The sequence below is a fragment of the Lysobacterales bacterium genome (assembly GCA_016703225.1).
Taxonomy (GTDB): domain Bacteria; phylum Pseudomonadota; class Gammaproteobacteria; order Xanthomonadales; family Ahniellaceae; genus JADKHK01.
Map to the genome: position 1 here is coordinate 40,033 of JADJCM010000001.1, position 22,807 is coordinate 62,839.

Sequence of the window (22,807 nt, forward strand, 5' to 3'; positions counted from 1 at the left end):
CCACGTTCACGGGGTTGGGACGACTCGTCACTTGGCCGATGCTGCGCGCAGTCATTCCGGGGTTCCCATGTCCATCCTGTGTCGCGCCAGTCTGCTGGCAGTTCTGGCCAGCGCCCCTCTCGCGCAGGCCGCCACCTACACCGTCGATACCACCTCGGCCGACGCCGGCGTGTCCGGCTGCGACGACGGCATCGGCAACGACTGTTCGCTCGCCGGCGCGGTGGCCAAGGCCAATGTCAGCAGCGGCGTGATCGACGCCATCCATTTCAACATTCCGACCAGCGATCCCGGCTGCAACGCCGCGCAAGGCTGGTGCGTGATCGCCGGTTCCGGCGAAATCTCGGTCAACGAAGCCCTGACCCTCGACGGTTTCTCGCAGCCCGGCGCCTCGGCGAACACCATCGCCGCCAACGCCGGCGGACTGAACACGGTACACAAGATCCAGCTCAACCCGGCGCTGAGGTTCACCGCGCCCGGCACGGTGCGCGGGCTGGTGCTGAACGGCCGCGGCAACGGCCAGGTGTATCCGCTCAAGTACACGAACTCGACGCCGACGAGCAGCGAGTTCGTCATCGAAGGCAATGCCTTCGGCGAGGCGCTCGATGGCGGCATCAGCATGGTGAACTGGGCGTTCGTGCTTGAGTCGCGCCAACCGGTGCGCGTCGGCGGCCTGACGCCTGCCGCTCGCAATCTGTTCTGCAAGGCCGGCGCCAGCATCGTCAACCACACCAACACCGGCAAGCTGAAGGTGTACGGCAACCTGTTCGGGGTCGGCGCCGACGGCCACACCATGAGCAGTTGCAGCGTCGCCGAAGCCATCGACGGCAACTTCCCGTACTACGACGACGACTACATCTACTTTGGTTCGGACGACCCGAACGGCCGCAACGTGGTCGCACGCAAGGGCCTCGACATCACGCCGAAGAACATCGCCTTCAACAACCAGTCGCTGGCGCCGGTGGTGGTACAGGGCAATCACTTCGGACTCGGTGCCGATGGCGTCACGCCGCTCGCGCTCGAATACGCCTACATCGCCTCGAACGTCGCCGCCCTGATGTTCGGCGGCGACCAACCTGGCGATGGCAACCTCGTGGTCGGCCCGAGCAGCGGCAATTTCGCCGCCATCGACACCGGCAGCAACAGTCGCGGCGCGGTGTTCGGCAATCATTTCGTCGATACCCACCTGAAGCCCTGGTACCTGCGCTGGCCGACCGGCGACGGTCCGCTGATGCGCCGTCCGAACGATGCCGGCGACGCCGACGGCAGCCTCGGCGGGCGCGACAGCAGCGTGCAGAACCATCCGGAGATCACCGCGTTCGCGCTCGAGGCCGACGGACTGCACCTCAGCTACCGCATCGATGCCAGCACGGCCAACGCGCAGTATCCGCTGCAAGTCGAGTTCTATTCGGCGATCACGCAGGCGCCGCTCGATCGCTTGGGCAGCGACGTGTACGAAGCATCCGACGCGCAGTCGATCAAGAGCGTCGTGCTGCCGCTGCCGCCAACGCCGTGGCCGGCGGACGCGGTTGTGGTCGCTTCGACACTCGGCGCGATGCCGCCGGCGCCGTCCTCGCGCGCATCGAGCGAGCTCGGCTGGCATCCGTTGACCCTGACCTTCGCACCCGGCACGACGGCCACGCAGATCGAGAACACCGCCAAGACCGTGACGGTGAACGTCGCCGGCCCGGCACCGTTTGTTCCGCGCGGCAGCGTGCGCATCAGCTACTCCGCCTGGGGCAGCACCTACGCATACTGCGACGCCGCACTCAACGCCACCGGCCCCGCCTCCGCCAGCGCCACCTGCACGCTGCCGGCGATGGCGCTCGGCGTGCACGCACTCGGCGCCGTGCTCGACACCCGCTACTTGCCCTTCGGCGACGCCGCCACCGGCGGCAACCCGTCGGCATCGATGAGCCACAGCTTCGTCGCCGATGCCTTGTTCAAGGATGGTTTCGAGTAGCGCTCACGGTCCTTCGCGGAGACGCATGCGCGCCTCTGCCAAGACCTCCTCTGCCAGCCCCTGCGGGAGTTCCACTCGCGTCGCGCATCGTCCTCCCGTGGTCCTTCGCCATGGCTTGGAAGTCCATCCGTCTTGTCGTCGCCCGGCTCCTTGCAACCAGACTTGATGCAGGCTCCTACGACCAGCGTCGACCCCGTTCGGTGGAGGATACTTCGATCCTCGGCACCGAGGCGAACAGCGATGTGCTCGCCTGCACGATATCGGACGGTGGCGACATCATCGGCTTCCTATCCGGCGCAACCAATCTGCTGGCCAGCGACCAGAGCGGCGCCGTCGATGCATTCATCGATACCCCGTCCAACCTGTTCCGGTTGTCGCGCAGCGACACCGGCACGGAACTCCTGGTGCCCACGGACGGCGAACCCCGACGGCTCTTCTGCGACAGAGGAAACTGGGCGCAGGGCGGTGGCCCTGATGTTGCCGCCCAGATCGGGTTGACTATGGTCAATGTCGACCGCAACGACGCGACGATAATCTCTTCGCTGGCGTCACGATGTCAGGTGGACGCCGTCGGGTGGGCCACACAAATCGGGAGAATTGGCCATGGTGATCGATATCAACCACGATCGGGGCGCTTCGAAAGTCGCCCGAGTGATATGGCCGCCCTGCCTGCTCGCCCTCGCGGCGCTGCTGGTCGCCAATGCCGCCATCGCGGCGCCGCTTGCATGCGTGCCAGCGCCGCCGGGTCTCGGCGCCTGGTGGTCCGGCGAGGACAACGCGTTCGACCGCCTCGGCAATTACCCCGGTAGCCTGACCAATGGCGTCGGCTACGGGCCGGGGTTTGTCGGTCGCGCATTCCAGTTCGACGGGATCGACGATTCGATGCGGGTCGGCTTGCTCGGCGGCATCGGACTGACCGAAACCGGTCCGTTTACGATCGCCGCCTGGGTGAACACCAGCGCCGCCGACTTGCCAGCGCTGCAGGTCATCGCCGGCAACTACATGGGGGAGGGCGGCGGCATCGGCAACTTCTCCTTGTACCTGAGGATCGACAGCGGCAATCTCCTGTTCGCCATCAATCAACGGCAGTTGGCGGATACCTACGTGAACACGGCGATCGCCAATGGCTGGCACCTGGTGGTCGCGACCTATGACGGCAGCGTCATGGCGCTCTACGTCGACGGCGAACTGCGCGGATCAACGCCGCGCACCTTTTCGGGTTCGACTCCGAACACGCGTGGCTGGAACATCGGCAATTTCTCCGACGAGACCAATTCCGCGCACGGCTTCAACTCGAGCTTCAACGGCCTGATCGACGAAGTCGCCTTGTTCAGCCGGATGCTGAGCGCGGGCGAAATCAGCTCCATTTTCAACGCTGGCGGCGACGGGATCTGCACACCAACGATCTTCGCGGACGGTTTCGAAAGCGATTGACATTGAATCCGTGTGGAGGAAGGGCGGAGCGCCCAGCAACAAAGATCGCAGTTTGCATCCCCTGCCATGAGTCAACGCAATCCGACAGGAGTTCGTTCAGGCGCAAGATGCGGGCGACAATAGCCGCAGCGCCGACGTGACCCTGGTCGAGCCGGAGTCCGGCCATATCGAGTTCGCGACCGCCAACATCGACGTCCCGGAAGCATCCAGCAACGTGACGATCGAGGTCATCCGCCGCGGCGGCCAGGGGTTCGGCTTCCCATCGGTCGCGGTGGCCACGGCCGGCAATGCTGCCAATGGATCCGATTTCAGCCTGGCACCCTCGGGCGTGACCGCCAAGCGGTGTGGAGTCGTGGCCCTGACGGCGCACATCCGCGACGACGACGGATCGCTGTTCGCGGACGGCTTCGAGTAGTTCAACGCGCGTCGAAGTCAGCGACGAAGATCTCGTCGAAGCGCTCGATCCAGACGCAGGGTCCGGCTTCGAGGCGGATCTCGATCGCGGCCAGCATCTCGCGGTAGGCCGGTATCGCGGCGCCATTGATGCCGGCGGCACCGCGGATCATGAAGACGCCGAACGCACGGTGTCTGAAGTCCGCCCAGGGCATCGTGCCGAAGGCGCCGAGGCTGTGGACCAGTTGCAGTCGTTCGGGGCCGCCGAGACCATCGATCCAGGCGCCGAGGCCGTAGTGCACCGGCGGCGTGACGCCGGGCGGAACTTCAAGTGCCGGCAAGCCGGCCGCGCGATCCACGAGCAGGCGATCGGCAGCACCCATGGACAGCAGGCGGCGGTTGTTCGAGCGTCCGTCGTTGGCGAGGAGGTGCAGCAGCCGACCCAGGTCGCGCAAGTTGCTGCGCGCACCGCCGGCAATCGGGTAGTTGCTGGTGGCGCCGAAGGCCTGCCAGTCGATCGAGCCGATGCCAAGCGGCACGCCCAGTTCCGCCTGCCATCCCGCTTCCCAGTCGAGCCCGGTCGCGACTTCGGCAACGCGACCGGCGATGTGCATCGACACGCCGCCGTAAGCGAACTGGCCGCCCACCGTGAACCCCGCGGGCAGCGACCGGCAGCAGGCGATCTGGTCCACCGCTTCGGCCAGCGTGATCGTGCGGTCGAACACCAGCGGGTCGCCGGAATCGCCGCCGTAACCGGCGGTGTGCGAGAACATCTGCGCGACGCTCATCGTCGCCTTGTCGCCAGTGAATTGCGGCAGCACGGCAGCGACGGGCGCATCCGCATCGATGCGGCCGTCGTCGATCAGCTGCAGGATGCGCACGCCCGAGACCAGCTTGCTCGCGGACGCGATCGGCACCACGGTGGCGGCGCCATGGCTGCCGAAGTAGCGCTCATGCAGCAGGCCCTGGCGGTCGCCGATCAGGATCGCGCCACCAGGCAAGCCCTGGTCCTGCATCAACTGCTCGAAGCGCGCGTCCGCATCCGCAAAACTGCAGATCGACTGCGCATGCGCCAGCGGACCCGCCAGCAGCGCCCACAACGCCAAACCCGTTCGTTTCATCCGATCGACCCCATCACCCGAGCAACCTCGCGCTCAACGCAGCGGGTCGCGCGCCGTTGACGCAAGGATGCGACCGGGGCCGGCGCTATGCTTGCGGTTCCGCTGCTGCCCCTTGAACGATGGAACGCATCCGCTACACGCTCGAAACCTTGGAACCGGCCGACGCCGCGCTGTCGCGGCGGCAGCTCGACGTCGGGCGCTGGCGCATCGGCCGTGGCGGCGATTGCGCGGTGCAGCTCGACGTGCGCGGCGTGTCGCGCGAGCACGTCGAGATCGAGGTGCTCGGCGACGGCGGCTGCGTGGTACGCGACCTCGATTCCACCAACGGCAGCCGCGTCGACGGTCGTCGCATCGGCCAGATCGCCTGCCGCGGCGACTTCGTGCTCGACCTCGGTGGGGTGCGGCTGCGCGTGCACGAGCACGCCGACGAACCGGCCGGGCTGGCGTTTCGCACCGGCGAGATCGACCCGCCGAACGCGGCGCAGCGCACCGCGCTGGGTACCCAGCAACTGACGCTGGCGACGCGGTTGCGCGAGGCGCTGTGGCGCGAATTGGCCACGGCCCGCCCGGGTTTCGAGGCAACGCTGCCGCGCGTGCTCGCGGCCTTCGCGCAGGCGCTCGAATTCGACGCGCTGCGCCTGCTCGACCTCGACGGAAACGTGCGTGCCGCCTGCGGCATCGACTGCGAACTGGCGCTGGTGCTGGAACACGCCGGCTGGCGGGTGCTGGCTGACGCTGCGGGCGCGACGCGTGTCCCCGCGCTGGCCGCCGTGCTGGCACCGCTGCTCGACCTGCTGCCGGAGCCGATGCCCACCGGCTATGCAACGGTGCCCGCTGCCAGTCACCCGCCCGGCGTGCCGAGCCGCAACGAAGCCCTGCTGCGCCGCCTGCAGGCGCTCGGACGCGTCGCGCGCAGCCGCGTCAACGTGCTGGTGTTCGGCGAGACCGGTGCCGGCAAGGACGCGCTCGCACGCTGGGTGCACGACAGCTCGCCGCGGCGCAAGGCACCCTTCGTCGCGATCAACTGCGCAGCGCTGCCGCGCGATCTGCTGGAAGCCGAACTGTTCGGCATCGAGCGCGGCGCGGCCACCGGCGTCGATGCGCGCGCGGGCGTGTTCGAGCGCGCCAACGGCGGCACGCTGTTCCTCGATGAACTCGGCGACATGCCGCCCGAGACCCAGGTGCGACTGCTGCGCGCGGTCGAGGAAGGCCGCATCCTGCGCATCGGCGGCAAACATCTGGTGGACATCGACGTGCGCCTGGTCGGCGCCACGAATCGTGATCTGGCCAACGAAGTCGAAGCCGGCCGCTTCCGACTCGACCTCTACCATCGCCTCGCCGGATTCGAGATCCGCCTGCCGCCACTGCGCGAGCGGCGCGAGGACATCGCCCCGCTGGCCATCCACTTCTTCCAGCAGGCGCTGGCCGAGAACGCCCAGCGCAGCCCCGGCATGAGCGCCGCGGCGCTGGCCACGCTGCAGGCCTGGCACTGGCCGGGCAACGTGCGCGAACTGCGCCAGGTGGTCGAGACCGCCACCGCGATGCTGCATCCAGGCGAAGCGCTCGACCGCGTGCACCTGCCGGAACGACTGCAGGCGCTGCCGCTGCCGAACGCGATCGCCCAGGCATCCGGCGCCCTCGCCGCCGCACCCGACGCCGCCGCCGGCATCGGCCTCGAAGCCGCCCTGCACCGCGCCGAAGCCGAAGCCCTGCGCACCGCCCTCGCCCGCCACGGCCAGGGCGAAGCCGCCTGGCGCGCACTCGGCATCGGCAAGACCAGCTTCTACAAGAAGCTCCGCGAACACGGCCTCGGCCGCGGCGAGCCCGACGAGGCTTGATCCCGCTGCGGGCCATATCGTCGGATTCGGTTGACTTCATCCGACGATGAGTAACACCCTGCCCCACCAGGAGCAGCCCTCCAAGCTCGCCGACCTCCCCGCCCCGCGCTTGCGCGTGTATCCGCGCAAGACCGTTTTCGCCGAGAAGCTGGAGGCCATCGCCAGTCTCGGCATGACCAGCAGCCGGATGAAGGACTACTTCGACCTGCTGGCATTGCCCCGCGAAAATGCGATGAATCCCCGCGATCTTGCGCAGGCGATCGGCGGCGCCTTCGCGCGTCGTCAGACCGCCTTGCCCGATGGCCTGACCGATGGCCTGACCGAAGGATTCGCCGCCGATGCCGAAAAAGGTAAGCTTTGGCAGGCCTTCCTCCATCGGAACCGCCTGGCCGCCCCTGCACTCGGTGATGTGGCCGACGTCGGGAACGATGACCGAGGCTAGGTCTCGAAGCCGTTCTGGAAGATCGCGTCCGGCGCCGCTCCCGGCGGTCGCTCATCGGCACCGAGGTCGTGGTTGCCGAAGCGATCGGCGACACCGAGGTCGTCGAGGCCACGAACCTCGTTGTCGATATCGCGATCAACCGGCACATGGCCCGATGTGTCGCAATAATCGATGGCGTCGGAATCCGCGCGCAGATGCGGGTCGCCAGTCGCCGGTGACGACCACACCTGCGCGGGGTCGGTCTCGATCAAGTAGGTGGTCGGGAGTACCACCGGCAGTGATCCGGTCTCGTGGGCAATTGCGCAGCGAGCGAAGTGCTGACCACCGCTGCCGGCGGGTCCGAACACCTTGTCCGGTCCGCCACCCGTGGGCGCCTGGCCGAACCCTTCCACCGCCAGACTTGAATACAGGTCGACACGGCCATTGTTGCCGGCCTGCAACAGGTACATTCCCAGGCCTGGCGTGGAACTCCCCCACAGCGAAGAGAAGGCGACTCGCGCATGGCCGCCGTTGCGCGCAAACACGTGGGTTCCGACGCCAGCGTTGTCGTACAACACACCCCCCTCCAGCAACAAGTAGCTGTCGCTGCCATCGACCAACGCGACATTGCCTTCATCGAGCGACGTGTTTCCGGTGACATAGGTCTGCCGGATCGCTGCAGTCGCACCGCCGGCGACGTAGATGGCGCCGCCTTCGGAGGTGACGCCGGCAAGCGATGCGTTCGAGTTTCCCTCAAGCAACGAGCAGCGGACGGCGCGGGCGCAACTCGCCAGGTCCCGATCCATCAGCAAGTCGGCACCAGCCCCGACGTAGAGCCCACCGCCATCCTCGTAGCTGAGGTTGTCGACGATCTCGGCCGAAAGAATCTCGACACGGGTTCCCGCACCAGTGGCGTAGATGCCGCCGCCATTCTTTTCGGCGATGTTGTCTCGCACTGATGCCGCCTCGGCCGACGACCCGAGCACGTTCACGTTCGCGCCGGTGGTGGTGTAGATGCCGCCGCCATTGAAGTCGGCGTGATTGTTCCAGACGCCTTCGAAGATGGTCGCTCCGAAGGTGCTGGGTCCGCCGGCGGAAAGGTTGACGGTGCAGCCCGACGCAGCGTAGATGCCGCCACCATTGAACGCGGCGGTGTTGTCGCGTATCAGCGCGCCATCGGCAATGGCCACCGTGCCCGCTCCCGTGCAGTAAACGCCGCCACCGTCGAACGTTGCGGCGCCATGCCAGATCATCGAGCCCGAGAGCATCACCAGACTGGCGCCGCCGCTGAGATAAAGATTGCCGCCGGTTCCGGCTTTGCCGGCGTTGAGGACCGCACCATCGTCGAGGGTGATGAGACTGCTGCCACTGGCGGTCAACGGCCGACCGCCATTGACATCACTGATCAGCCGCAGCTTGCGCACCGTGGCGTGGGTGTTGACGAACTCGAACAGATCGCCCTGGGTCGCGGTGATGTCGCGCTGCTGCTCGGCGGTATCGGCGCAACTCACGCCCCCGCGAATCGTGACCGACCCTTCGTTGGTCAGGTTCAAGGCGACGGCACCCGTGTGCGTCTGGTTGGCGGTGATGATGAGGGTATCGCTGCCGGAACTGACCGCGGCGGCGAGAAAGGCAGTCGCCAGGCTGCTGTGGGTACATCCCGCACCGCTGCCGACCACGATGGTGTCGGCCAGCGTCGAAACGGGCGTCAGCAGCAGGCCAATCAGCGGCCAGCGCGCCAGACCGAACCTTCGTCGAACGCATCGCATGATCGCACTCCTCCCGGCCAGGGTCGCGAAAGTGTCGCACGGGCTCGGATCGCGCGCTGGCGCGCGTCGAAGGACTTGACCTCGGGCGTCACCTGCGCGCGCAGGCTGAAGCGACCGTCGCAACTGGTCGTGCTCGACTGCAGTTCGCCGCGGAGTTGGAAGTGCGCGCGCGTGTCAGCGTTCGCCCCGCAGCCGCGACTCGACCAGTGCGCGCAGGGCGGCGAGGTCTTGGCGCAGCACAGCGATCTCGTTGTCCTTGGCCGCATTCTCGGCTTCCAGCTTCGCATTCAGACCCTGGATCGCCGCGAGCGCGACTCCCGCGCTGTCAACCGTGCTGATGGTGCGCTCGTCTTCACCGAGACCGAATGCAGCGCGGAAGTCCTGCGCGACCGGGCCGAGGTGGCGCACGCTCGGTTCGTTGCGATACGACCACTGGCTGAGCGGCAACTGCGTCACGCGCGTCAGCACGTCACTGGCATCGATCGGCTCGAAGCCGGTCTTGCTGGCGCGGTCGCTGACGTTGGTGAAGCTCTGCGCACGCGCGGTGCCGGTGGGCGTGCTGGCGGCGGGACCGAGCGTCATCAGCAGGCTGCCGCCGGCGCCCGGGTCGAGCCCGGTATTGCTGTGCACGCCGCCCCGGAACCAGGCGAAGTAGCCGTTGCCGCCAGAGCGGAAGTACTGCGTATCCGACTGCACGCCGATGCCGTACGAGGTGCCGAACAGGTTCAGCATCTGCCGCGTCGCACTGCCAAAGGACAATGCGCCCGGAGACTGCACCACCGCACTCCCCGCCACCGTCAGCGCCGCTCCGACCTCCGGCGCGTTGGTGTTGATTGCCACGCCATTCTGGGCGCGGATCAGGAACTGGTTGGGGCCGGTGGAAACGAAGTTGGCCACCTGACTGTCGGCCCAGGCGAAGGTGCCTTCGTCGCCATTGGCATCACCGCTGGCAGCGACACTCGAGCAGCCAAACCCGGCGTATCCGGAAGACGACCCGACCCGAACCTTGGCGCTATGTCCAGCGGCGAACGAACTCTCGCCGCCGGCACAGTTGCCCGAGCCCCCGGGCACCGTGCTGTACAAGTGGCTCGCCGAATTGCCGTGGCCGCCGCCGACCGAGGCGCTTTCGCCACTGGCGTTGTTAATTTCGCCGCCGCCAACCATGCCATAGAGCCCCCCAGCACCGTTGCGATAACCGCCGGCGACGGTGGCAAAGGCACGATCCCCAACGGTGCCCAGATAGTCGCCAGCCTTGTTGCCGAAGCCGCCGCCAACCGTACCGTAGTGGTCGCCGACGTAGTTCGGAAAATCGTTGGAGAACTCCGGGTCGCTGTTACCAAACGGAACGCCGCCACCGGCGATCGTCGCTCCGCGCACGTTGGCCTCGGTATAGTTGGAGCGACTTCCAGCAATCACGTTGGCAGTGATCGGCAAACCTTCAAACAACTCCGCGCTTGGCTCGATGCGCAGGCTCTGCACGTTGGCCGTGCGCAGCACCAACGGCTGCGCGTCGGTGGTGCCGAGGAAGTTGGTCGCGGGGTTGCTGCCGGCATCGCCGGTGGCGCTCCAGCAGGCGCCGATCAAGGGGGCGCTGATCGCCTTGCTGCGGCCGGGCAGGCTGGCGTAGGCGGCGCTGCCGGCATCGCGTACGGCGACTTCGAGCCAGGCTTCGCGGTCCTTCGCGAGCGGCGCATCGAAGCGCAGTTCGAAGCGGCCGTCCTTGACTTCGACGCTCGAAAACTCGATGGGCGCCATCAGGCCCGATGCCGATTTCTCATCGGTGTAAGCGGCGATGCGCAGGTCGTAGCGACCGTTGGCGGGCTGCCCGCGATCATCGAGCTGGCCCTGATAGACGAACTCGCCGGCGTGCGCGGCGGGGAGCAATGCAGCGAGCAGGGCGGCGTGCAGCAGGGACGAGGCGAAACGGCGGGACATGGTGGAATCTCCGGTGCGATGCATGGGTTCAGGGGCCTTCGAAGCCGTCCTTGAACAGGTTGAAGTCGAGCGGGTCGCAGCTCGCATTCGTGGACTTGAGCGCGAAGCGGCCATCGCCGGACTTCGCCACGGGCGTCACCCGCGCCTGCGCGCGCAAGCTGAAGCGACCGTCGTTGCTGGTCGCGCTCGGTTGCAGTTCGCCGCGAAGTTGGAAGCGCGTGGGCTCGGCGGCGGCGAGGTCGGCGCCTGACAGCAGCAGACCAAGGACCAGAATTCGCGTGCGCATCTCAGCGGCTTCCATCGGCGACCGCGGGAGCCAGCAGCGCGCGCAGGTCGGTCAGTTGCTGCTGCAGCGCGACGAGTTCGTCGCGGATCGCGGTGTTGTCCTCACGCAGCGCGTTGTTCTCCGCCTCCAGCTTCGCGTTCAGACCCTGGATCGCCGCAAGCGCGACGCCGGCGCTGTCAACCGTGCTGATGGTGCGCTCGTCTTCGCCGAGGCCGAATGCAGCGCGGAAGTCCTGCGCGACCGGGCCGAGGTGGCGCACGCTCGGTTCGTTGCGATAGGACCACTGGCTGAGCGGCAACTGCGTCACGCGCGTCAGCACTTCGCTGGCATCGATCGGCTCGAAGCCGGTCTTGCTGGCGCGGTCGCTGACGTTGGTGAAGCTCTGCGCACGCGCGGTGCCGGTGGGCGTGCTCGCGGCGGGCCCGAGCGTCATCAGCAGGCTGCCGCCGGCGCCCGGATCGAGCCCGGTATTGCTGTGCACGCCGCCCCGGAACCAGGCGAAGTAGCCGTTGCCACCGGAGCGGAAGTACTGCGTATCCGACTGCACGCCGATGCCGTAGGTGTTGCCCCACAGGTTCAGCATCTGCCGTGTGCTGCTGCCGAAGGACAAGCTGTTTGGCGACTGCACCACCACGTTGCCCGCCACCGTCAACGCTGCAGTCTCCTCCGGCGTGTTGGTGTTGATCGCCACCCCGCCCTGGGCGCGGATCAGGAACTGGTTGGGGCCGGTAGAGACGAAGTCCGCATCCTGATAGTCGGCCCAGACGAACGTGCCCCGGTCGCCAACGGTGCCCACCGTTGCTATGCCGTTGCAACCCTGTCCTGCGCTTCCCGAGCCGCTGCCGGGGCGAACCTTGGCGCGGCTTCCGTTCGCGGAAGACAGAACACCGCCCGCACAGTTGTAGGCTCCACCTGAGACCGAGCTGTAGTAGCCGCTGGCGGTGTTGAATCCACCGCCGCTGATCGAACCAAGGCTGCCACTGGCCATGTTCGCTCCACCGCCCGCAACGGTACTGGCGGAACCACTGGCGGTATTGCTTCCACCACCGCCAACCGTTCCGCCACCACCGGGGGGCGCTATTGGAGTCACCACCGCCGATGAAGCTATTTTCGCCAGCAGCGATGTTGTCGGCGCCCCCCGAGATCGTGCTCAGGCTTCCCATTGCCAGATTGCCCTTGCCGCCGCCCACGACCGCAAACGACTGCAGATCCAGATCTCCATCATCCATGCCAGCCACATTGCCGTAGCCGCCGCCGATGGTTCCGTAGTGGTCGGCGATTTGATTCGGCGACTCGCCGCTGAAATCCGGGTCGCTGTCGCCGGTGGGCACGCCGCCGCCGGAAATGGTCGCGCCGCGTACGCCGGCCGTCACGCCGTTGACGCGCGATCCCGCGATCGCATTCGCGGTGATCGGCAGACCGCCCGACAGGATGCTGGAGGGCTCGATGCGCAGGCTCTGCACGTTGGCCGTGCGCAGCACCAACGGCTGCGCGTCGGTGGTGCCGAGGAAGTGGGTCGCGGGGTTGCTGCCGGCATCCCCCGTAGCGCTCCAGCAGGCGCCGATCAGGGGGGCGCTGATTGCCTTGCTGCGTCCCGGGAGGCTGGCGTAGGCGCTGCTGCCCGCGTCGCGTACGGCGACTTCGAGCCAGGCTTCGCGCTCCTTCGCGAGCGGCGCATCGAAGCGCAGTTCGAAGCGGCCGTCCTTGACTTCGACGCTCGAAAACTCGATCGGCGCCATCAGGCCGGATGCTGATTTTTCATCGGTGTAAGCGGCGATGCGCAGGTCGTAGCGACCGTTGGCGGGCTGCCCGCGATCATCGAGCTGGCCCTGATAGACGAACTCGCCGGCGTGCGCGGCGGGGATCAATGCGGCGAGCAGGGCGGCGTGCAGCAGGGACGAGGCGAAACGGCGGGACATGGTGGAATCTCCGGTGCGATGCATGGGTTCAGGGGCCTTCGAAGCCGTCCTTGAACAGGTTGAAGTCGAGCGGGTCGCAGCTCGCATTCGTGGACTTGAGCGCGAAGCGGCCATCGGCCGACTTGGCCTCGGGCGTCACCCGCGCCTCGGCGCGCAGGCTGAAGCGACCGTCCGAACTGGTCGCGCTCGATTGCAGTTCGCCGCGGAGCTGGAAGCGCGTGGGATCGGCGGCAATCACCGCGCCGACGGGCAGCAAGGACGCGACACCGAGCAGCAAGCGGAAGTGCGCGCGCATGTCAGCGCTCCGCCGGCAGACGCGATTCGATCAGTGCGCGCAAGGCGGCAACTTCGGCTGACTGCCGATCGCGCAGGGCGGCGAGGTCGTGGCGCAGCACAGCGATCTCGTTGTCCTTGGCCGCATTCTCGGCTTCCAGCTTCGCATTCAGACCCTGGATCGCCGCAAGCGCGACTCCCGCGCTGTCGACCGTGCTGATGGTGCGCTCGTCTTCACCGAGACCGAATGCAGCGCGGAAGTCCTGCGCGACCGGGCCGAGGTGGCGCACGCTCGGTTCGTTGCGATACGACCACTGGCTGAGCGGCAACTGCGTCACGCGCGTCAGCACGTCACTGGCATCGATCGGCTCGAAGCCGGTCTTGCTGGCGCGGTCGCTGACGTTGGTGAAGCTCTGCGCACGCGCGGTGCCGGTGGGCGTGCTGGCGGCGGGACCGAGCGTCATCAGCAGGCTGCCGCCGGCGCCCGGGTCGAGCCCGGTATTGCTGTGCACGCCGCCCCGGAACCAGGCGAAGTAGCCGTTACCGCCAGAGCGGAAATACTGCGTATCCGACTGCACGCCGATGCCGTAGGTGTTGCCCCACAGGTTCAGCATCTGCCGTGTGCTGCTGCCGAAGGACAAGCTGTTTGGCGACTGCACCACCACATTGCCCGCCACCGTCAACGCTGCAGTCTCCTCCGGCGTGTTGGTGTTGATCGCCACCCCGCCCTGGGCGCGGATCAGGAACTGGTTGGGGCCGGAAGAGACGAAGTCCGCATCCTGATAGTCGGCCCAGACGAACGTGCCCCGGTCGCCAACGGTGCCCACCGTTGCTACGCCGTTGCAACCCTGTCCTGCGCTTCCCGAGCCGCTGCCGGGGCGAACCTTGGCGCGGCTTCCGTTCGCGGAAGACAGAACACCGCCCGCACAGTTGTAGGCTCCACCTGAGACGGAGCTGTAGCCGCCGCTGGCGGTGTTGAATCCACCGCCGCTGATCGAACCAAGGCTGCCACTGGCCATGTTCGCTCCACCGCCCGCAACGGTACTGGCGGAACCACTGGCGGTATTGCTTCCACCACCGCCAACCGTTCCGCCACCACCGGGGGCGCTATTGGAGTCACCACCGCCGATGAAGCTATTTTCGCCAGCAGCGATGTTGTCGGCGCCCCCCGAGATCGTGCTCAGGCTTCCCATTGCCAGATTGCCCTTGCCGCCGCCCACGACCGCAAACGACTGCAGATCCAGATCTCCCTCATCCATGCCGGCCACATTGCCGTAGCCGCCGCCGATGGTTCCGTAGTGGTCCGCAATCTGGTTCGGCGACTCGCCACTGAAATCCGGGTCGCTGTCGCCGCTGGGCACGCCGCCGCCGGAAATGGTCGCGCCACGCACCCCGGCCGTCACGCCGTTGACGCGCGATCCCGCGATCGCATTCGCGGTGATCGGCAGCCCACCAAACAGAGTGCTGGAAGGCTCGATGCGCAGGCTCTGCACGTTGGCCGTGCGCAGCACCAGCGGCTGCGCGTCGGTGGTGCCCAGGAAGTGGGTCGCGGGGTTGCTGCCGGCATCCCCCGTAGCGCTCCAGCAGGCGCCGATCAGGGGGGCGCTGATCGCCTTGCTGCGGCCGGGCAGGCTAGCGTAGGCGACGCTGCCCGCGTCGCGTACGGCGACTTCAAGCCAAGCTTCGCGGTCCTTCGCGAGCGGCGCGTCGAAGCGCAGTTCGAAGCGGCCGTCCTTGACTTCAACGCTCGGAAACTCGATCGGCGCCATCAGGCCGGATGCCGCTTTTTCATCGGTGTAAGCGGCGATGCGCAGGTCGTAGCGACCGTTGGCGGGCTGCCCGCGATCATCGAGCTGGCCCTGATAGACGAACTCGCCGGCGTGCGCGGCGGGGATCAATGCGGCGAGCAGGGCGGCGTGCAGCAGGGACGAGGCGAAACGGCGGGACATGGTGGAATCTCCGGTGCGATGCATGGGTTCAGGGGCCTTCGAAGCCGTCCTTGAACAGGTTGAAGTCGAGCGGGTCGCAGCTCGCATTCGTGGACTTGAGCGCGAAGCGGCCATCGCCGGACTTCGCCTCGGGCGTCACCCGCGCCTGCGCGCGCAAGCTGAAGCGACCGTCGTTGCTGGTCGCGCTCGGTTGCAGTTCGCCGCGAAGTTGGAAGCGCGTGGGCTCGGCGGCGGCGAGGTCGGCGCCTGACAGCAGCAGACCAAGGACCAGAATTCGCGTGCGCATCTCAGCGGCTTCCATCGGCGACCGCGGGAGCCAGCAGCGCGCGCAGGTCGGTCAGTTGCTGCTGCAGCGCGATGAGTTCGCGCGACTGCTGCTCGCGCAAACTGGTGATTTCGTCGCGGATCGCAGTGTTGTCTTCACGCAGCGCGGTGTTCTCCGCTTCGAGCTTCGCGTTCAGCCCCTGGATCGCGGCCAGCGCAACGCCGGCGCTGTCGACCGTGCTGATGGTGCGCTCGTCTTCGCCGAGGCCGAATGCAGCGCGGAAGTCCTGCGCGACCGGGCCGAGGTGGCGCACGCTCGGTTCGTTGCGATAGGACCACTGACTGAGCGGCAACTGCGTCACGCGCGTCAGCACTTCGCTGGCATCGATCGGCTCGAAGCCGGTCTTGCTGGCGCGGTCGCTGACGTTGGTGAAGCTCTGCGCACGCGCGGTGCCGGTGGGCGTGCTCGCGGCGGGCCCGAGCGTCATCAGCAGGCTGCCGCCGGCGCCCGGATCGAGCCCGGTGTTGCTGTGCACGCCGCCCTTGAACCAGGCGAAGTAGCCGTTGCCGCCGGAGCGGAAATACTGCGTATCCGACTGCACGCCGATGCCGTACGAGGTGCCGAACAGATTGATCATCTGCCGCGTTGAACTGCCGAAGGACAAGGCCCCCGGAGGCTGCACCACCGCATTGCCCGCCACCGTCAGCGCCGCACCCGCCTCCGGCGCGTTGGTGTTGATCGCCACGCCACCCTGGGCGCGGATCAGGAACTGGTTGGGGCCGGTGGAAACGAAGTTGGCCACCTGACTGTCGGCCCAGGCGAAGGTGCCTTCGTCGCCATTGGCATCACCGCTGGTGGCTACACCGTCGCATCCGAACCCGGCGTTCCCGGAAGCCGAACCCACCCGCACCTTGGCCAGGTGGCCAGCCGCAAACGACACCAAGCCACCTGCGCAATTGTAAAGCCCCCCGGCCGCCGTACTCATGCTATGGCTTGCCGTGTTGCCTCTACCACCCGAAACCATCGCACCCTCACCACTGGCTCGGTTGATTTCGCCGCCTCCGACCGCGGCAGCGAATCCCGTTGCATTGTTGTAAGCGCCGCCTGCGACGGTGGCAAAGGCGCGATCGCCCGCGGTACCCAGGAGGTCACCTGCCAAGTTGTTGTTGCCACCCCACCGTGCCGTAGTGGTCAGCGACGCGATTCGGACCCTCGTTGAGGAAGTCGGGGTCGTTGTCGCCGAAGGGCACGCCACCGCCAGCGATCGTGGCGCCGCGCACAGCAACCTCGGTGTAGTTGGACTTACTTCCCGCAATTACATTCGCGGTGATCGGCAGACCACCCGACAGGATGCTGGATGGCTCGATGCGCAGGCTCTGCACGTTGGCCGTGCGCAGCACCAACGGCTGCGCGTCGGTGGTGCCGAGGAAGTGGGTGGTGGGGTTGCTGCCAGCATCGCCGGTGGCGCTCCAGCAGGCGCCGATCAGGGGGGCGCTGATTGCCTTGCTGCGTCCCGGGAGGCTCGCGTAGGCGGCGCTGCCGGCATCGCGTACGGCGACTTCGAGCCAGGCTTCGCGCTCCTTCGCGAGCGGCGCATCGAAGCGCAGTTCGAAGCGGCCGTCCTTGACTTCGACGCTCGGAAACTCGATCGGCGCCATCAGACCGGATGCCGATTTTTCATCGGTGTAAGCGGCGATGCGCAGGTCGTAGCGACCGTTGGCGGGGACACCGCGATCATCGAGCTTGCCCTGATAGACGAACTCGCCGGCATGCGCGGCGGGGAGCAATGCAGCGAGCAGGGCGGCGTGCAAAAGGGGCGAGGGGAAACGCGGGTGCATGGGCGTGGATCCGGTGGTGGGGGTCACCGGGGGATACGCAGTCGCGCAGCAAACACTGACATCGGCCGTGGCGATGGCCGGGGGCAGGCCTATCCCGAAGGCGCCTCGGACCTGGCGCAGGAGCCGCCGATCGCCACGCGGTGGCCGTCGCGGCACTCGCCGAGGCGCGCCGCGGCGGCATCGAGCGCGGCGCGCAGCTCCTCGCCAAAGGCGTAATCCTGGGGCGGCGGATGCCGGGCGCCGGCGCTGTCGCGCAATTCCGGGCACGGCGCATCACGCAGCCAGGCGTAGCCGAGGTAGTCCGGCTGCGGCGGCTGCGCCAATGCCGCCGCCAGTTCGGGCAACAGTGCCTGGCCTCGTGCACAGGCAGCGCCGACGCGCGCCAGCAGCGGCCGCGGATCGAGCGGATCCGAATAGCGGCGCAGCGCCGACTCGATCTGCGCGAACTGGCGTGCAGCCTGATCGCGGTCACCGCCTTGCAGCAGCACGTAGCTGAGCCCGAGCCAGAACTCGGCGTCGTACCCGCCGGTCTCCGCCTCCGGGTGTCCTGGCGGCAGCGGCAGCGCGCGCGCGATGCGCAACGCACCGTCCAGGTCGCCGTGTTGCAAGTGCAGTTGTGCGCGCAGCCCGGCGTGGACCGCCTGCCAGGTGCCGTCGTCCCACACGGCGGCACGTTCGGCTTCCAGGTCGGCTGCGAATTGCAGATCCTCGGCACGGCGCTGTTCCGGCGGCAGCAGGCCGATGCGGTAGATCGCCATCTGCAGGCGCCAGCCGCGGTTGTTCGAGCGGTCGCGCATCCGATCCTGCTGCAGCAGGTGCATGGTCGCGTCGCGATGCTGGCGCAGCATGCGCTCGGCATTGCCGCGCGCGAACGGGGTCTCGGTGGACTGCAGCAGGTCCTCGCCCAAGGCGTAGGCCTCGCGAAAGCGCTCCAGCGCCAGGTCGTAGCGCCCGCGATCGCGCAATGCCTGCGCCTGGTGGTTGGCCACGAGGAAGCGCTGCCCGGACCCCAGTCCCGGCAGCGCCGCAGCGCGCTCGATCCAGCGCAACTGAAGATGCGGTTCTCCCTGCTGGCCATAGGCATCGGCCAGACGCAGGCAGGCCACGAACAGGCGATCGACGTCCGCCACGTCGGATTCGAGTAGGGCGACGGCGCGCCTGCTGGCCTCGACGGCGCGCGCGCCGGCACCCGCCGTGTTGTACAGCCGCGCCAGCGAGACATACAGGTCGGCCCGCGCCATGGGCTGGTCGGCGAGATCGCGATCGAGCGTCTCGAACGCGCGATCGGCCAGTTGCAGCGCGTTGGGCATCGCGCCCTCGTGGTTCCACGGTTCGGCGGCGAGAAACACCTGCTGCAGGAAGCGCTGTGTCGCCTGCGCGCTTTGGGCGTTGGCCTCGGCCTCGCGCTGGGCGAGCCGCGCGGTGCGCGCCTGCTGCAAGCTGAAGACGGTGGCGGCGAGCAGCACCGTCGCGACCAGCGCCGAAGCGGCCAGCGACCAGCGATGGCGCAGCAGGAACTTGCGCGCGCGATAGCCGAAGGACGCGGGGGTCGCCTGCACCGGCTCGTCCTGCAGCCAGCGCTGCAGGTCGGCGCCGAGCGCAGCGGCACTGCCGTAGCGCTCGCCCGGATCCTTGGCCAGCGCCTTGCTCACGATGCGATTGAGATCTCCGTGCAGCGCACGCCGCAGACGCGCGGGCTGCGTGCCGCGCAGATGCGCACGCTCGATCACCTCGGCGGTGCGCTCGCCGAGCGCAGCGCTCAGGCGTCGCGGCTCGGCCTCGAGCACGGCCCGCTGCATCGCGAACGGCGATGCCTGCCTGGCCAGGAACGGATGCTGGCCGCAGGCGAGTTCGTACAGGATCACGCCGAGCGCGAACACGTCGGTCGCGGTCGAGACCGGCTCGCTGCGGATCTGTTCGGGCGCCGCGTAGGCCGGCGTCATCAGCTGCGCCGCGGTATGGGTGACGTCATCGCTCTGGTCGAGCAACTTGGCGATGCCGAAATCGAGCACGTGCGGTCGACCCGCGGCATCGACCAGCAGGTTCGAGGGCTTGAGGTCGCGATGCACGATCAGCGCCTGGTGCGCCGCCTGCACTGCGTCGCAGACGCGCGCGATCAGCGCCACGCGTTCGCGCAAGGGCAGGCGCTGCGCGTCGCAGTGACGCGTCACCGGCTCGCCCTCGATCAGCGGCATCGCATACCAGGGCACGCCCTCGTCGCTGACGCCACCGTCGATCAGCGGCACGATGTCGGCGTGCACCAGTCGCGCCACGATCGCGCGCTCGCGCTCGAAACGCTGCCGCGCCGCGACGCCGTCGACGCCGCCGCGGATCAGCTTCAACGCTACCTGCTGCTCGAAGCCCGCAGCGACACGACTGGCACGAAACACCGTGCCCATGCCGCCCTCGCCGAGTACGGCATCGAGCCGGAACGGACCGATGCGCTTGCCAATTCGCGGATCGGGTGCGTCGGCATCGAACGACGGCGCTGCCACGCCCTGATCGATCGGCGCGGACTCGGCATCGAGCGCGAGCAGGCGCAGGACTTCCGCACGCAGCAGCGCATCCTCGCTGCAGGCACGGTCGATCCATTCGGCACGCGCCCCGGCGGACAAATCGAGCAGTTCGCGGAACAGGTCGAGCGCGCGGCGGGTGCGCGCATCAGCATCGCCCGGGCTCATGGACGCTGCGTGCTCAATGGGCACCACCGAGATCCGAGAGGATCATCGCCCGCGCCGCGCGCCAGTCGCGGAACACGGTGCGTTCGGTGATTCCGAGCGCGCGACTGATGTCGGGAAAGCCGAGCCCGCCGTAGAAATGCATCTCCACGACCTGGGCCAGGCGCGGCTCGATCCGTTCCAGGCGCAGCAGCGACTGCTCGATCGCCAGCACGTCGACTTCGGTGCCGCTGCCCGGCACGTCGATGCGCTCGTCGAGCGTGACGCGCAACACGTCGGCACCGCGCTTCTCCGCCGCACGCCGGCGCGCCGCATCGACCACGATCTGGCGCATCGCGCGGCTGGCCAGGTTGAGCAGGTGCGCCTCGCCCTCGACCAGCGCCTCGGCGCGACCCAGCTTGAGCCAGGCCTCGTGCACCAGGCCGGTGGTCTGCAGCGTGCCCGCATTGCCCTCCAGATGCCGATGCGCGATGCGCTTGAGCTCGGCATAGAGCGGGTCGAACCATTGCGAGGCGGGCGCTTCGGGCGTGGGCATGTCGCGAGTGTAAGCCGACACGCCCGCGCCGCCCACGATCGATCAGGTCTCGAAACCATCCTTGAACAGGTTCACGTCCAGCGGGTCGCAGCTCGCGTTCGTGGACTTGAGCGCGAAACGGCCATCGGCAGACTTCGCCTCGGGCGTCACCCGCGCCTCGGCGCGCAAGCTGAAACGGCCATCCGCGCTGGTCGCGCTCCGTTGCAATTCGCCACGCACCGCGAAGCGCGAAAGCTCGCCGGCCGTGGCCATGCCGAGCGGCAACAGCATCGCGACACCGAGCAGGAGTCGGTAGCGTGCGTCCATGTCAGTGCTCCGCGTTCAGGCGGCTTTCGACCAGGCTGCGCAGGGCGACCAGCTCTTCGCGCAACGCCGCATTCTCGGCTTCGAGTTTCGCGTTCAGACCCTGGATCGCGGCGAGGGCGACGCCGGCGGTGTCGAGGCTGGCCAGGTGCGTGTCGCCTTCACCCAGTCCGAATGCAGCATGGAAGTCTTCCGCAACCGGGCCGACATGGCGCACATCGGGCGCCGCGCGATACGACCACTCGCGGATCGGCAACGCCAGCACACGACCCAGCACGCTGCCCGGATCGATCGCCTCGAAGGCGGTCTTGACCGCGCGCGAGGACGAGTCGGTCCACACCCCGGCGCTGCTGAGGTAGCCACCCGTGGATGTGTTGAGGAATCGTCCCGCCGGAATGAGGGCCAAGCTGTTGCTGCCGAACCAAATCCCGCCCGACGCGCGCACCAGAAACTGATTGGGACCGGTCGATGGGAGACTCGCTGGCTGGCTGTCGGCCCAGACGAAGGTGCCCTGGTCGCCGTCACCGCCGGGGTAACTGCCCAGCGAAGCGCACGCCCCGGTTCCCGGATCCGTCGGCGGGCGCACCTTGGCCCGGTAGCCCGCCGCCAGCGAATGCGCCGCCCCGGCGCAGTTGAAACTGCCACCGGCCACGAAAGCGCTCGGGCCCTCGGCAGCATTGTAGGCGCCGCCCGCGACCGCGGCGTATTCGCCGGTGGCGCGACTGACATTGCCTCCGGCGATCGTGCTGACCTGGCCGCTGGCCAGATTGTTGTAGCCGCCGCCGATCGCCGCCTGGCCCCCGGTGGCCCGGTTTCTCCAGCCGCCGGCGACGGTGGCCATGCTGCGGTCCTGCACGGTGCCGGTGTCATCACCTGCCTGATTGGCAAAGCCGCCTCCGACGCTGCCGTAGTGATCGGTCACGCGGTTCGGCGCATCGCTGCCGAAGTTGGGATCGCTGTCGCCGGTTGGCACGCCGCCGCCTGCGATCGTCGCGCCGCGAACGTCCGCAACGACGCCATTCGCACTCGATCCGGCAATCACGTTGGCGGTGATCGGCAGGCCACCGACCAGAATGCCGGAAGGCTCGATGCGCAGGCTCTGCGCATTGCCGGTGCGCAGCACCAGGGACTGCACGTCGGTGGTACCAAGAAAGTTCGTCGCGGCATTGCTGCCCGAATCGCCGGTGCTGCTCCAGCAGGCACCGATCAGTGGCGCACTGATGGCCTTGCTGCGGCCGGGAATGGTCGCGAAGTTGCCGGCGCCCACGTCGCGCACGGAAACTTCCAGCCAGGCCTCGCGCGCCTTGGCGAGCGGCGCGTCGAAACGCAGTTCGAAGCGGCCGTCTTTGACTTCGACTGCAGGGAACTCGATCGGTGCCATCAAGCCGGCGGCCGACTTCTCGTCGCCATACGCCGCGATGCGCAGGTCGTAGCGACCGTTCGCGGGAACGCCGCGATCATCGAGCTGGCCCTGGTAGACGAACTCGGCAGCGTGCGCGCTGGAGGCGATGGCGGCAAGCAGGGCGGCGTGCAGCAAGGTCGAGTGCAGCGTTCGTGACATGGCGGATCCTCGTTCGATCGGAGCCATTAGCCTAGCGACTCCACCCGAACGCGCGCGACCGTGCCTAAGTCTCGAAACCATCCTTGAACAGATTCAGGTCCAGCGGGTCGCAGCTCGCGTTCGTGGACTTGAGCGCGAAGCGGCCGTCGGCGGATTTCGCCTCGGGCGTCACCCGCGCCTCGGCGCGCAAGCTGAAACGACCGTCGTCACTGGTCGCGCTCAGCTGCAGCTCGCCGCGGAGTTCGAAGCGAGCGGAAGCGGCGGCTTCGACTGCACCGAGGGGCAGCAATGACGCAACAGCCAGCAACCTGAGGATGTGCGAGCGCATG

The 22,807-nt window shown here is 67.9% G+C and carries 22 protein-coding genes; 6 read left to right on the plus strand and 16 right to left on the minus strand.

Features of this window, described 5'->3' with window-relative positions:
- Window positions 1-67 precede the first annotated feature (67 nt).
- Window positions 68-1,960 (plus strand): hypothetical protein, encoded by a 1,893-nt coding sequence (locus tag IPG63_00190; GenBank protein MBK6725673.1) that lies wholly within the window; start codon window positions 68-70, stop codon window positions 1,958-1,960.
- 175 nt (window positions 1,961-2,135) lie between these two features.
- Here IPG63_00190 and IPG63_00195 read toward each other — a convergent pair whose 3' ends face one another.
- Window positions 2,136-2,348 (minus strand): hypothetical protein, encoded by a 213-nt coding sequence (locus IPG63_00195; GenBank protein ID MBK6725674.1) that lies wholly within the window; start codon window positions 2,346-2,348, stop codon window positions 2,136-2,138.
- Between the two features lie 215 nt (window positions 2,349-2,563).
- Here IPG63_00195 and IPG63_00200 point away from each other — a divergent pair, with 215 nt between their 5' ends.
- The gene (locus tag IPG63_00200; protein ID MBK6725675.1) at window positions 2,564-3,394 is read left to right on the plus strand and encodes a LamG domain-containing protein; all 831 of its coding nucleotides are present in this window, start codon (window positions 2,564-2,566) and stop codon (window positions 3,392-3,394) included.
- A 136-nt stretch (window positions 3,395-3,530) separates the two neighbouring features.
- Window positions 3,531-3,809 carry a hypothetical protein gene (locus IPG63_00205; protein MBK6725676.1) on the plus strand — a complete coding sequence of 93 codons (279 nt, stop codon included), beginning with the start codon at window positions 3,531-3,533 and terminating at the stop codon, window positions 3,807-3,809.
- Window position 3,810: 1 nt separating this feature from the next.
- Here the strand turns inward: IPG63_00205 and IPG63_00210 are convergent, their stop codons facing one another.
- Window positions 3,811-4,908 carry a beta-lactamase family protein gene (locus tag IPG63_00210; protein ID MBK6725677.1) on the minus strand — a complete coding sequence of 366 codons (1,098 nt, stop codon included), beginning with the start codon at window positions 4,906-4,908 and terminating at the stop codon, window positions 3,811-3,813.
- A 119-nt stretch (window positions 4,909-5,027) separates the two neighbouring features.
- Here IPG63_00210 and IPG63_00215 point away from each other — a divergent pair, with 119 nt between their 5' ends.
- Complete coding sequence (locus IPG63_00215) at window positions 5,028-6,746, plus strand: sigma 54-interacting transcriptional regulator (protein ID MBK6725678.1); 1,719 nt, start codon at window positions 5,028-5,030, stop codon at window positions 6,744-6,746.
- Window positions 6,747-6,792: 46 nt separating this feature from the next.
- Complete coding sequence (locus tag IPG63_00220; protein MBK6725679.1) at window positions 6,793-7,188, plus strand: nucleotidyl transferase AbiEii/AbiGii toxin family protein; 396 nt, start codon at window positions 6,793-6,795, stop codon at window positions 7,186-7,188.
- On the opposite strand, the gene IPG63_00225 is transcribed toward IPG63_00220, so the two are convergent.
- The 4 genes from IPG63_00225 to IPG63_00240 all read right to left on the minus strand — a co-directional run bounded on the left by IPG63_00225 (window position 7,185) and on the right by IPG63_00240 (window position 12,145).
- Window positions 7,185-8,936 carry a hypothetical protein gene (locus tag IPG63_00225; protein MBK6725680.1) on the minus strand — a complete coding sequence of 584 codons (1,752 nt, stop codon included), beginning with the start codon at window positions 8,934-8,936 and terminating at the stop codon, window positions 7,185-7,187. The two genes, IPG63_00220 and IPG63_00225, sit on opposite strands and share 4 nt — an antisense overlap.
- 174 nt (window positions 8,937-9,110) lie before the next feature.
- Complete coding sequence (locus IPG63_00230; GenBank protein ID MBK6725681.1) at window positions 9,111-10,871, minus strand: tail fiber domain-containing protein; 1,761 nt, start codon at window positions 10,869-10,871, stop codon at window positions 9,111-9,113.
- 28 nt (window positions 10,872-10,899) lie between these two features.
- Window positions 10,900-11,157: a hypothetical protein gene (locus tag IPG63_00235; protein MBK6725682.1), complete on the minus strand. Its 258-nt coding sequence runs from the start codon at window positions 11,155-11,157 to the stop codon at window positions 10,900-10,902.
- Window position 11,158: 1 nt separating this feature from the next.
- A complete protein-coding gene (locus tag IPG63_00240) occupies window positions 11,159-12,145 on the minus strand; it encodes a tail fiber domain-containing protein (GenBank protein ID MBK6725683.1) in 987 nt (328 codons plus the stop codon).
- On the opposite strand from IPG63_00240, the gene IPG63_00245 reads away from it, so the two are divergent.
- Window positions 12,144-12,911 (plus strand): hypothetical protein, encoded by a 768-nt coding sequence (locus tag IPG63_00245; GenBank protein ID MBK6725684.1) that lies wholly within the window; start codon window positions 12,144-12,146, stop codon window positions 12,909-12,911. The genes IPG63_00240 and IPG63_00245 overlap by 2 nt on opposite strands.
- Window positions 12,912-13,104: 193 nt before the next feature.
- Here the strand turns inward: IPG63_00245 and IPG63_00250 are convergent, their stop codons facing one another.
- The 10 genes from IPG63_00250 to IPG63_00295 form a co-directional block, all read right to left on the minus strand.
- Window positions 13,105-13,371: a hypothetical protein gene (locus tag IPG63_00250; protein MBK6725685.1), complete on the minus strand. Its 267-nt coding sequence runs from the start codon at window positions 13,369-13,371 to the stop codon at window positions 13,105-13,107.
- A 1-nt stretch (window position 13,372) separates the two neighbouring features.
- Window positions 13,373-15,298: a tail fiber domain-containing protein gene (locus tag IPG63_00255; protein ID MBK6725686.1), complete on the minus strand. Its 1,926-nt coding sequence runs from the start codon at window positions 15,296-15,298 to the stop codon at window positions 13,373-13,375.
- A gap of 28 nt (window positions 15,299-15,326) precedes the next feature.
- Window positions 15,327-15,584 (minus strand): hypothetical protein, encoded by a 258-nt coding sequence (locus tag IPG63_00260; protein MBK6725687.1) that lies wholly within the window; start codon window positions 15,582-15,584, stop codon window positions 15,327-15,329.
- A gap of 1 nt (window position 15,585) precedes the next feature.
- Entirely contained in the window at window positions 15,586-16,503 is a 918-nt protein-coding gene (locus tag IPG63_00265) for a tail fiber domain-containing protein (GenBank protein MBK6725688.1), read from the minus strand.
- A 208-nt stretch (window positions 16,504-16,711) separates the two neighbouring features.
- Window positions 16,712-17,401 (minus strand): hypothetical protein, encoded by a 690-nt coding sequence (locus IPG63_00270; GenBank protein ID MBK6725689.1) that lies wholly within the window; start codon window positions 17,399-17,401, stop codon window positions 16,712-16,714.
- 89 nt (window positions 17,402-17,490) lie between these two features.
- Window positions 17,491-20,082, minus strand: coding sequence for a serine/threonine protein kinase (locus IPG63_00275; GenBank protein ID MBK6725690.1), 2,592 nt, complete (start codon window positions 20,080-20,082; stop codon window positions 17,491-17,493).
- A 13-nt stretch (window positions 20,083-20,095) separates the two neighbouring features.
- Entirely contained in the window at window positions 20,096-20,635 is a 540-nt protein-coding gene (locus tag IPG63_00280) for an RNA polymerase subunit sigma-70 (GenBank protein MBK6725691.1), read from the minus strand.
- A 21-nt stretch (window positions 20,636-20,656) separates the two neighbouring features.
- Window positions 20,657-20,920, minus strand: coding sequence for a hypothetical protein (locus IPG63_00285; protein MBK6725692.1), 264 nt, complete (start codon window positions 20,918-20,920; stop codon window positions 20,657-20,659).
- Window position 20,921: 1 nt separating this feature from the next.
- Entirely contained in the window at window positions 20,922-22,478 is a 1,557-nt protein-coding gene (locus tag IPG63_00290) for a hypothetical protein (protein MBK6725693.1), read from the minus strand.
- A gap of 64 nt (window positions 22,479-22,542) precedes the next feature.
- Window positions 22,543-22,806 carry a hypothetical protein gene (locus IPG63_00295; protein ID MBK6725694.1) on the minus strand — a complete coding sequence of 88 codons (264 nt, stop codon included), beginning with the start codon at window positions 22,804-22,806 and terminating at the stop codon, window positions 22,543-22,545.
- Window position 22,807: the final 1 nt, after the last annotated feature.